7 protein-coding genes are annotated in these 11,510 nt (G+C 45.6%); all 7 read right to left on the reverse strand.

The genetic code is table 11. The features are described 5' to 3' along the window. Positions 1–8 precede the first annotated feature (8 nt). A complete protein-coding gene (locus YC6258_RS22005) occupies positions 9–2,759 on the reverse strand; it encodes a DEAD/DEAH box helicase (RefSeq protein WP_044618824.1) in 2,751 nt (916 codons plus the stop codon). Positions 2,760–2,765: 6 nt separating this feature from the next. After that, complete coding sequence (locus tag YC6258_RS22010; RefSeq protein ID WP_044618825.1) at positions 2,766–4,427, reverse strand: site-specific DNA-methyltransferase; 1,662 nt, start codon at positions 4,425–4,427, stop codon at positions 2,766–2,768. Positions 4,428–4,440: 13 nt separating this feature from the next. Then, entirely contained in the window at positions 4,441–6,141 is a 1,701-nt protein-coding gene (locus YC6258_RS22015) for an AIPR family protein (protein WP_044618826.1), read from the reverse strand. After that, a complete protein-coding gene (locus tag YC6258_RS22020; RefSeq protein ID WP_044618827.1) occupies positions 6,141–9,005 on the reverse strand; it encodes an SNF2-related protein in 2,865 nt (954 codons plus the stop codon). Before YC6258_RS22020 ends, YC6258_RS22015 begins: the two co-directional genes overlap by 1 nt. After that, a complete protein-coding gene (locus tag YC6258_RS22025; RefSeq protein WP_044618828.1) occupies positions 9,005–9,244 on the reverse strand; it encodes a helix-turn-helix domain-containing protein in 240 nt (79 codons plus the stop codon). The genes YC6258_RS22020 and YC6258_RS22025 overlap by 1 nt, the downstream gene beginning before the upstream one ends. 139 nt (positions 9,245–9,383) lie before the next feature. Continuing rightward, complete coding sequence (locus YC6258_RS22030) at positions 9,384–10,238, reverse strand: HEPN domain-containing protein (RefSeq protein ID WP_044618829.1); 855 nt, start codon at positions 10,236–10,238, stop codon at positions 9,384–9,386. 198 nt (positions 10,239–10,436) lie between these two features. Then, complete coding sequence (locus tag YC6258_RS22035; protein WP_052830480.1) at positions 10,437–11,201, reverse strand: DUF3800 domain-containing protein; 765 nt, start codon at positions 11,199–11,201, stop codon at positions 10,437–10,439. Positions 11,202–11,510 lie beyond the last annotated feature (309 nt).

Here is an 11,510-nt window from a genome sequence, read left to right on the forward strand (position 1 = left end):
AGCCCCTTTTATATTGCCGAAATGAATCCAGGTAAATCTCTATTTTCCGTTACCTCATCGTGAGGAATCAGCCAATACTCCCAAGGTTTTCCACCATGCTTAGCCAAGTATTCAGATGCATTGCCACACCACTTTTTAGCCGCCTCTGCTTTAGCCACCACAACGGCATCCGAGACATCACCGCGTGCTTTAGTTTCGACCATAATGACCTTATCCGTCAGCTCCGCCACAAAGTCTGGCTGATACTCACGTTGATTGACGCCATCTTTGTAAAAGATTTGAAACTGACCACTGACTGGCTTAAACCATTTCTCTGACTCTCGCTCCAAAATAAGAGCGAAGGTACGCTCGGTATCTGAATCAAATTTCTGCACATCATATAAGCATCGCTTGAAACCACCGAAAAGCATTTTTTTAATTTTTCCTTTATCCTGCACGGTGATACGCACGTTATGAATTTCTTTATCAACCGTGGTATAGGCGGCATCTTTGAGCGGGATAAATCCGGCGGTAACCGTTACTTCGTAAGCGCTGGCCTTTTCCCAGTAATGCTCGGCCATTTGTGCATGAATGGTGTCAGCGATCCGCTTACCAAAGCCAAAGAAAATGTTGTGGAGTTCATCTTCTGAATATTCACGAACATCCCGAAAGTAATTTACGGCCTGAGTCGCCAAGTCATAAATAAGTTCGGCATGTTCGTCATAAGAGATGTCGTCGTAATCAACTAAATGCTCTACGACGTAGTCTTCCAATCGCTGATACTTATGGCTCATTTGGCTAGACAGGCTGATTTGTTCATCCGTCTGCAGGCTGCGGATAATCAAGTCTCTGTTGGATGGCTGAAGGTTGAGATTCCCCATGTCTAACATAAATGGTGTGTAGCCATACGTAACTTCTCCGGAGGGTACAACCATAATTCTGGGAATATCGATGGTTTGCTCTATCACAAGCTTAGTGGTCTTGCTGATCAGCTCGTGCAGATCAATTTTCTCTTCTTCCTCCAGTAGCGATTGCTGTTTTCCGCTTAAATGTTCCGAAACAGCCTTATAAGCTTGCTGCTGAATCTCGTCGTTTAACAGTGACTTACTTGTTGGGGCTATATCAGGCTTGTTCTGAAAGCTTTGCAGCACTCGCAGGGCAGCTATTGCTGCTTCCTTCTCTGCTACACCATTGAATATCGGCTTTTCGCTCTCCTTGTCACCACCCGATTCTTTCAGGGCATTGACTCCCTTAATATCATAGTGGTGGCCAGTAGCGCTTTGAACCGACACTCCAGATACCAGCGCCTCAAGTTTGGAGGTGACCGCCACGCTGTCTTTAGGCTGTTCGCCATTATCCTTTTCCAGTATGACCTGGCGCATGCGTAATGGATTGTTGGGATTATTGGCCTCGTCAACGATCTCTTGAAAACGGTCATGGGCTACAATGTTAAGCCGATCTACCGCATCAACACCGGTGCGTTTTCCATAAGGTAGTCGTAAGCCCCGGCCAATGGATTGTTCAATCAGAGTGCGTGCATTTGCTGCTCGAAGCGGGACAATGGTGTACAAGTTGGTAACGTCCCAACCTTCCTTGAGCATATTTACATGAATAACGATTTCCGTAGGTTCATCAACGCTCTCGACCGCCAATAGACGTAGGATCATTTCCTCTTCTGCAGCACCACTCTTGGAGCTATCGACTTGAATGGCTTTACCTTGGTAGCGACCATTGAAAAATCCGTCGGACTCAATCAGCTCTAACAATTGAGCAGCATGGGTCGTGTCTCGGGCAATCACCAACATAAACGGCTTAACTTGCTTTACGTTATGCTGTTTCGCATAGGTAAAGAGTTCTAACTTCGTCGCCTCATGAAGCCTTACGCCATCTTCCAATTTGACCCGTTCCAACTGCTCCTGGCTATATTGCTTCGGGTCGAAATTCCTTTGTGTAACGACGGCGGGCTCTTTCACAAAACCATCATCCATCGCACATGCCAACGGATAATCGACGATGACGTTTTCAAATGGAACCGGGCCTTTATTCGACTCTGTGAACGGCGTGGCAGTAAGCTCTAATCCCAAGCGAGGCTTAAGCTCATTAATCGCCCTCATGCCGGCACTGGCTCGATAGCGATGAGATTCATCCATCAGCAGCACTAGATCATCCAGCTCTGCAAGATAACTAAAATAGCTATCTCCAAGGTATTCAGACAAACGCTTGATTCGAGGCGCCTTACCACCACGCACCTCGGAGACAATTTTTGAGATATTGAAAATATTGATGGTCACTGGGCTTAATATACCCAAGTTTCGGCCACGCTCTTCATAGTTATCGCCGGTAATTATTTCTGGTGGATATGCCGAAAACTCTGCAATCCCCGTAAACACATACTTAGGCGTATTTGGGGTAAAGTCCGTAATGAGCTTGTTGTAGATAGTCAGGTTAGGCGCCAAGACAAAGAAGTTCTTAATACCATACGCCAGATGAAGGTAGCTGATAAAGGCCCCCATCAATCGCGTTTTACCTACACCGGTTGCCAAAGCAAAGCACAACGAGGGAAATTCTCGCTCGAAATCAGCCAAGGTCGGGAATTCAGCACTCAAGGTTTTTAGCAGCGCGGGAACATCTTGAGTGGGCGAAAGCACGTCTGGTGCAGCCTCAATAGCTTTGGCGAGCGCATGAAGCGATTGCTCCTGAGGCTTGCGCAAGCTCAATCGGCCAGTGATGGCATTCAGGATGCGGGACTTATTGGCATTGTTCATATTGTTTGCAGTCATCTTCCTTTACCCCTGAGCGCCTTCATTATCAAATAGACCTGCCTGCCGTTGCATTGCCGGGGCGTCTTCCTTTGGCTTTTCTCTCATAGGCAGATTTTCCACATTTAGGCTGTAGTCATCGTGGCCCCATTCACAGCGAGACAACACCATTTTAGGGATCTTCTTGAGTGTCAGATTCGGGAATCGATCGGCCTTGCAACGGAAAGCACTACAGCAGACCAACAGGGTTCGGTCTTCGCCCACTTCCTCACTGAGCGCTTGTAACTGCTCAACAGACAGGGTCTGCGTGGTCACATAGATACGATCCTGCTCAGTGGAATAGCCGTGATTCCACCATTCAGTATCCGAAGGTAAATATGAAAAGCCTTCGAGCTTGCAAATAGCTTCCGCTAACATGGTCGCATCATAATCTTTACTGATTACCCAACGACCCCAGCGGTCTTGCTCAAGAAGAGATGGCGCAAGCTTGAAGTAACGAAAACCTCCGCCACCTTGCCAGTTGACAGCTGTTGAGATTCCGCCTTGATCTTCACCGTCAATAACCTTTTTGAGACGAGGGATGATATGGGTATGGCAACTATCTTCAAGCTCAACCAGAATCCATTTTCTACCCATCTTATGCGCGACAGCTCCAGTTGTTCCCGACCCGGCAAATGAATCTAAAACTAAATCGCCTGGATTTGTCGCAATATGCAGAATACGTTCTATCAACCTTTCTGGCTTAGGAGTACTAAAGGCGTTTTCTGCAGTATATAGGGCATGCATTTCTTTTTTTGCCTCATCGGTATGCCCCGCCTCCTCATGAGGCCACCAAGTCCAAGGTGTCATTCCTTCAATGTCTTTCAAAAACTGGATTCGGCCAGGTACGGCATTTCCGTCTTTGCCGAAGTAAATCCTATTATCTGCAAGTAACTCCTTGAACTTTGGCTCTATAACTTTCCAACATGAGCCAGGTGGAGGTGTGTGTACTTTTCCTGTTATAGGTGAAACTATTTCATACATTTGATTAGGTCTATAACCTTGCGCAGATAATGAAACGGATCTCCAAAGACCTCTTGAGTCATTATTTGGGTTTTTATAAATTTTCTTTTGCTTTTCACCTAGCGGCAATTTATTTCTTGACGCTTTGAACTTATTCTTATCTTTTACATAAACGAGAACGTATTCATGAGCATCGCCTATAGATTCTCGGTTTTCTCTTGAATATCTCTTTTGCCAAACATTTGTTGCTAAGTAACAATTGCGTCCGCATACCTCATCCATTATTACACGAAGATAAGGCATTTCTCGGTCATCTATAGATACCCAAAGTGATCCCTCTGCAGGCTCTAGCAATCGCCATATAATCTCTAAGCGCTCCCTGATTAAACTTAGCCATAGAGAGTGTTCCACTCCGTCATCATAATGATCGAATGCGCTACCTGTATTGTATGGAGGATCTATGTAAATACACTTGATTTTTCCACTATATTCTTTTTCTAACGCTTTGAGAGCTAGAAGGTTATCCCCGTAAATAAGTTTATTATCAAAAATATCGTTTTCAGACACCTTATGACTTGCATGGTATGATTTGCTCGAGTCTTCCACCAAAATACGCGGCTCTAACTTAGGGCGCTTATCTTTGCCAATCCAGGTCAACTCCAGTTTTGTTTTAGATTTTTTACTCATACTTCACTAATTCCTATGCGTTAGCCAATGCGGCCATAACGGCGCCTTTAAGTGTTTTTAAATCCGATGCGTTCTTAAACACGGAGGCAGGGGTTTTACCCCAATTAATTTTCTTATATTCAGCAATAATGGATTGCGTAATCGACTGAGCGGTTGTGCGAACGATGTTGCTGTGCACCAGTGATAGTTGTAAATCGTTATGATCGATGTGCGGTTTAATCTTTAGATAGACAATATGGGATAGCAGCATGAGCGAATTAGACGTGATGTCCTTATCTAAACCTGTGGCCTGTCTAGCGTCTGATTTAAGTGATTCGCGGATCAGCTGATGAATTTGAACAATCCGCCATAACTGACGAGCCTGTAGGCTATCTTTGAACAAATGGTGGTAGGTAGCACCATGTAGCTCCGCACCTGCGACTCGAGAGAACAATTTTTTTGCGTCCTTTTTCGCCTGGGCAATTAGGTTGCAGTCGCTATCACCTGCCCAGCAGGCCAAGGCTTTGGCTGCTGTTTCAACGTCAAAGTCTTCTTGATCGAGCTCGCCAGACTTGTAGCGATAGCTTACGCCAGACTGTTGTAGCGTTTGCGCCCACTGAATTTGGTTTTCATCTAAAGCTGCGAAATCAATGTCCGAAACGGCATTCTGGTTGTTCCGATAACGGGTAACCTTTCCACCAAATTCATCAAGGTCAGCATCAAGGGCAATAAATGTGGCAAGCACCTTTACATCCTGCTCTTGATTGTCCTCGTTTAAATCAATCGCCAAGCTGGTCACTGTCTGCGCCCCATTGATAACGGAAAGGTTTTCTACCCTGAATTTTCCAGTAGAGCGTGTATCATCTCGTGGGCCAATAGGACGAATGGCATCACAGATAAACGTTACCCCGTTGTTAAAGTAGAAAAAGTGTTCAGGATTGTTCTTGATCGTTTCTGAAATATCTTGATTGACGACGGTATCGCCCTGAAAGTGACGAATATTCGCGTCAAACAATTTTGCACCGTACTCAACTTTTAAGGTCTTTAACTGGGTGCCAGTAATGCTACCGAAATAGCATAGATAAGGTTCGTTGATATGGCCGTAGTTTTCCAGCGTGATCTCTGCTGTTATTGGGGCTGGGAGTTGCTCGTCCAATTGCATGCGATGGAAAGATGCCAGGCCACGAATGAGGAAACTCAAAAAATAGGGATCAGCGGGCTGATTAAGTGCTGCCTCCAAATCTGACATAACTCGTCTTTTGTCATCACCAAGGGCATCTCCTGTATACGTTAATACGGCCTTCACCTTCGCCACGCCAGAATCAAATACGGCATTTAATGCTGGTATTTTTTTTTGTAGGTGCTCATTGAAACGTTCATATTTCTGCTTGGCTAAATCCTTAACACCGTCTACAAACTTTCCAACCTCTGCGAGCTCAACTTCACCGGCACCTGAATCTTTGTATTTCGACTGAACAAGCCAAACTGTTTGGGTAGAATCTACATAAACTGAGTCTATGCCGTGATCCTGCCCACCATCGATAGACGCCTGTATGGCATCGTCATCGGATGCACCGGCTTCTAGTGTAAGAAAATAAGCCGCTAGAGCTTTTGTATAGAAATTCCGCGCTCTATCAATTTCTTTATGGCCCGTACCGGTAATCTTTCCCCTAAATCGAGCGTCCAATAATTCACACAGTTGGATCAGCTCGTGCGGCTTAATTCCTTCAGCCATTAAACAACCTCCCAAGTAATACTGAACAGCACTTGCTCTTCAACAGTCTGACTCATTTTGTTTTCCAATTCTGTAATTAGCCCTTCACGGCGTTCATCAACTTCGTCCTGCCGATCAAATAGCTCGCGACGCTTTTTATTTCGAAGTTTTTCGAGTTCTTTTTGCTTTTTCTGCCAGTGCAGTTTCTCATGAAGGTCTGGGGCGAGCTTCGCGGTTCTACGGACTTCTCGAATCTCACGGTCGGTCTCTTTGATACTTTGCTCTAGAACCACCTTAAGGTCATCGGCCCAGGCATCCAGTTTTTCAACTTCGGCTTCAAAATACTTAAGGTTCCGTTGGCTAATGTCACCGAGTAGTTCCCGTTTAGCTCGAGACAGTTCCGTATGAATTATGGGATTAAGGTCAAACGAGGTTTGAGATTCATTCTTAATCTGGTGCGAAAGTAGTTTTTCAAAAACCTCTGAATGTATGACTTCACCCTGGGAATTGAGCCCAATGACAGCCAAGTGATCTTCAGCGCGCTCCATGGACTCAACAGTTATTTTGCAAACCTGCAATTGACCAGTCTGACCTTTTAGCTCTTCAACAACCGATACTTTGGTTTCTCTGACACTGGTATCAAATACAATATGTGCCTGATCCAAACTCTTGGCCTTTGCAGTATCAATGGCCCATTGAGCCAAAGGGTGCTTTAGGCGATACAGGTGACAATCTCCATCGCGCCTCGGCAGCTCGTATTCTCCTGTTGGAATATTTTTCGGCGCGTCTTCTGGTAATGAGTTAATGACAAAGCCACCATCAACTAGCTGAAGATGCTTAGAGAGCTCCGTTTGAGTCAATGCAAGTAGCATCTGCTCGTATTTATCCAGAGATGCTTCGGTATCGATTTTTAGACGCTGCAATACATCTTCGTCGAAGTTTTCAAATAACTGTTCCCGTGTATTAACCATTTGCGCGTTAATTTCATGGGCTAGATCTTGCTGAAGCTTGTCGAATGCAGCTCTGATTTCATCTGGATCTCGGCACGTATCGTAGATTTTCTTGATACGACGCTCGAAATCCACACCATTTTCAATAGCACCCAACACCTCATCAGAGGCTCCAAAGACGCCATCAAATATCTTGAACTTCAGCTTTAACAATTCATGCACTCGCTGGTCCGCGGGATTGGTAGAATCAATAAAATTAAGCACGACAACATCGTGCTTCTGACCGTAACGATGACAACGGCCGATGCGCTGCTCTATTCGCTGAGGGTTCCAAGGCAAGTCGTAGTTAATCACCAAAGAGCAGAACTGGAGGTTTACACCTTCTGCAGCCGCCTCCGTAGCGATCATGATTTTTCCTTTTTCTTTAAAGTACTCCACCAGCGCCGCACGGGTATCTGCGGTTTTAGAGCCAGTGATCTTGTCACTACCTTTATGTTTAGCGAGCCAATCTTTGTAGATCTCTTTCGCCTGAGAGTCGCTATTGGTGCCGTTGAATAGCACAACTCCTTTATTACCTTGGGCGTCTTTGTATTCACTATTTTCTAGGAGCTCCAGCAGATAATCCTGTGTCTTTCTGGACTCGGTAAAAATAATGGCCTTCTCAGCCGCACCAAGTTCGTTCAGCTTCTCAAAAGCAATTTTCAATGCTTTGAGCAAAGCCTCACCTTTGGAGTTGTTTCTAATATTTTCCGCTAGATCTTTAAACGACTTGAGCTCGTTGATTTCATCAATAATGGATTGACGATTAGTGTTTTCTGATGAGGCATCACTGCTTTCATCATCAGACCATTCTTCAGCGGTTTCATCCAATGATTCGTAATCTGCATTGAGATCGTGGAATACACCTGCTTCAGCGTCATCGCTTTTCAGGTCATCTTCCAATCGAGTAATAATCGAATTTAATGCCCCAGCTATTGCAAAGGATGACGAGGCTAAAAGCTTCCACATCACCATAGAGATCAGCTGGCGCTGACCACTAGGAAGTGCGTTTAGATTAGGCCGTTGCAGATAAGCTGATACGAGTCGATAAAGTTTTTGCTCGTCGCTTGAAGGTGTAAATTCTTCCACCATTGCAATTCGTTTGGTGTATGGGACATAAGCTTCTACGTCTTTCCTTAGGGTGCGCTTGCATACGGGCTGGATTCGTTGTCGCAATTCATTAAACGAAAGATTATCGTTTAGGCGGCCATATTTAATACGGAAGCTATCAAGATCTCCAAATACCTTCTCGTCAATAATGCTGACCATACCAAACAGCTCCAGCAAGGAGTTTTGGAGTGGTGTTGCCGTAAGCATAACTTTGAACGTACTGCCTAATGCATCGCGAATGGCTGCGGCTATTTTGTTACCTTTTTTGTAGACATTCCTGAGCCGGTGGGCCTCGTCTATTACTGCCAGATCCCAGCCACCGGGTACATGCATAATGTCATCGGCTTTTGCTTTGGCAAATTGGTAAGAGCATATGACAATTCTTTCGCCGACATCGAAGGGATTCTTAATCCCTTCTTTCTTGGCCTTTTTATAGCTATCACCCTCTAAAATCAGTCCCTCTACGCCAAACTTCTCTTGCAACTCTTGGTGCCACTGCTTGCGAAGGTTAGCCGGGACGATAATAAGGATACGGCGCCTACGTTCGGCCCACTTCTGCGCAATAACGAGGCCAGCCTCGATGGTTTTACCCAAGCCCACTTCATCGGCCAAGATCACGCCATTTGATAAAGGGTTTCGGAATGCAAACAGAGCTGCATCAACCTGATGGGGATTCAGGTCAATCTGTGCATCCATGATTGCGCCGGTCAGTTTGTCTTCGTCCCCACTATCGAGGCGACGGGTAAGCTGCCAGGCAAAGTATTGAGCTTGATGCTGACTGTACATTACGCGTCCCCCTGACCGTCATCTTTAATGTGTTCCGCCAACTGCCCAAGGTTTACCTGGAAGTAATCACAAAGTTTATCGAGGACATCTGTAGTCGTGTTGTACCCTTTCTGGTTGGATACCTTGGAGAGCGTTGTCCGGTGTATATCTGTGGCCCTAGAAATCTCTTCCAAGGTGACACGGCGTCCTTCCTGGAATTCTTTTTCAGCGATGAGTTCTTTTAGTCGAAATCTGATCATTCAGGGAAATAACCTTTTGAGAGACACCTAACTTTAGTGAAATACAAATATAGAGAAATACAACCATTTGATGATTTATTACATCAAATGTGACCCTGAATCACAATTAATAAGAAATTTCACAACTCCAGCACTCCCCTCACCCAAAACTCTCAATCTTCTCCACACACAGCTTTTCAGCCAGGGTTTGCAGGTAGCTGACGCGTTCGGCCAGCCATTGCAGTTGTTCGGGTGTGATGTGGTAATCGGGGTTGTAGCGGGAATCTACGTAGGCGTGGCGCAGCAGTTTGAAGCAGGTGCGCTCGAAGGGGGTACTTTGCGGGAATGCGGATAAAAACTGTGGTTCGATACTGGCGGTCAGGGCGCGCAGTTTTTTGATGTCGTGCAGTTTGGGTTTGTAGTGGGTGAATACCAGCAGGATCATGGAGTACAAGCGTTCGGTGACCTGATGCAGAAAAAATGCAGCTTCCCGAAAATCACCCTTGGACATGGCAATGTCGAAGTATTCTTTTTGTTTGCTGGATGACTCACACCAATACTCAAAATTCGTCTGCGCTACGGTTTTTCGTTCTGACATCGTCAGTTCTCTGGGTTCTACCAGGGTCAGCTTACCGCTGTCATGCAGCAGGATGCCTTCGCGGTAGATATCGGCAAAGAAGTACTGGCCTTTGGTCAGACGGGTATTCACAAACTGGATATCTTCGGCAATCAGGCTGATGGTGGTGGGAATCTCCGCCAGCAGGCGATCTTCCAGGGCGTTATTGAGTTCTATTTTGGTGGCCTGTCGCCGGGTTTTGGTCACCGCCAGCAGATCCATATCGCTTTGGTAACGGTAATGTATACCGTCCTCTTCCATATGCTCCACCCAGTCACCTCGGGCATAACTGCCAAACAGGATCAGCAGATCCGGTTGTACGGTGGCCACAATGATCTCCACCGCCTGGCGAAGCTGCTGTTGTTTATCCTTGGGGAGGTGATCGAGTGTTGTTTTCATCGGGGCATTCTATCGGCTTTGGGCACAAGCGCCAATATGGTGGGTTGTTCGGAAGGGAAGATTAACCAACTTGCCATTAAGCAGCGTGTTGGTTAATCTTCTTGGCAAGTGGATTGGGAGTGCCCGGTCGGCGTTGTGGCTTCTGGGGGAACCCAGGGGCCTTTCGCTTCTTTAATGACCCTCATTCCATCTTTGATATTAAGGAAAGTATTTCAATCCATATCCTTCATAACCTGTTCCAGCACCTTCCCTGCCATGCCTGCTATAGAGTTTTCGCGCGAGTATTTCAAATGCCCGGTTCGTCTGATCTGGCCTGATAGCCTGTAATCCTATCGGTCTGGCTACCAGATCAGCTAACTGTAAACCGGATGAATTAGTCTTCTTGTCTGCGAAAACCAATTCAAAGGGCAAGTCATGGTTGTGACGGTTACCACCATTACTCAGACGCCGAAATTCGAGTTCCAGCTCTGTATCTTCTTTTTTGCCACGCTTTTCAAAGATGATATGAGTTAATCGTGTCTGTTGGTTTTTCTCCCGTAGAAAAAAATACAAACGCTCCAAGCAAAATTTAAGGGCAATGTGGTATGGATTGTCCGGGTGTCTATATTGATCGGCTAATCGTTGTTTATGAATGGCGACACTGATCAGCACAAAATTATGTTCTTCGATTATTGCACTCAATTCAGCCAGAAATGCATTTTTCGCGTTTTTATTCTGAAAATTAAAGCCGTTCTTTTCCTTACGAATATCATGTTCATGCAGAACGACCATATCATGGCCAAAATGACGAAATTTAAACTGAGTCAGTGCGGTAGTCACCGACTCAGCATAATGACGTTTGTGGAAGATACAGAATGCCAGTACGAATACCGGATAGTTCGAGTCGATGCTCACCAGACTGTGATCTCCACTTTCATCAACGTAAACAATGTAGTCACTGCCAGGTTGGTCTATGATTTTCATAACAATACGTTTGCTCCCAAATCAGTATTCCCTGCCTACTCAAAAATCGCCCACTACTACAAACTGCGGAGTTTCAACGCTATCAATTTAATATACGCCCTGGTCGTTAGCCTATCTGCCAACCTGATACAGGAGCGCACTTTTGCCGACATAACACCAACGGAGAAGGTAACAGCGCTGCCCTTTTGAAGCCACCCACAAAGGATGAGTGTTGTTCTGGCATGGGGGCTACTGACCAAATAACATTTTGCGGCTACGTATTGTTAAAACTCTCACAAACTTATCACGCCAACATAGAGCCGCTGTCAT

This window comes from Gynuella sunshinyii YC6258, from assembly GCF_000940805.1.
Lineage (GTDB): Bacteria > Pseudomonadota > Gammaproteobacteria > Pseudomonadales > Natronospirillaceae > Gynuella > Gynuella sunshinyii.

Excerpts from the sequence above, each read along its gene's own strand:
- YC6258_RS22025 (WP_044618828.1), bottom strand. The coding sequence starts at position 9,244 with ATGATCAGATTTCGACTAAAAGAACTCATCGCTGAAAAAGAATTCCAG.
- YC6258_RS22030 (WP_044618829.1), bottom strand. The coding sequence starts at position 10,238 with ATGAAAACAACACTCGATCACCTCCCCAAGGATAAACAACAGCAGCTT.
- YC6258_RS22005 (WP_044618824.1), bottom strand. The coding sequence starts at position 2,759 with ATGACTGCAAACAATATGAACAATGCCAATAAGTCCCGCATCCTGAAT.
- YC6258_RS22035 (WP_052830480.1), bottom strand. The coding sequence starts at position 11,201 with ATGAAAATCATAGACCAACCTGGCAGTGACTACATTGTTTACGTTGAT.
- YC6258_RS22015 (WP_044618826.1), bottom strand. The coding sequence starts at position 6,141 with ATGGCTGAAGGAATTAAGCCGCACGAGCTGATCCAACTGTGTGAATTA.
- YC6258_RS22020 (WP_044618827.1), bottom strand. The coding sequence starts at position 9,005 with ATGTACAGTCAGCATCAAGCTCAATACTTTGCCTGGCAGCTTACCCGT.
- YC6258_RS22010 (WP_044618825.1), bottom strand. The coding sequence starts at position 4,427 with ATGAGTAAAAAATCTAAAACAAAACTGGAGTTGACCTGGATTGGCAAA.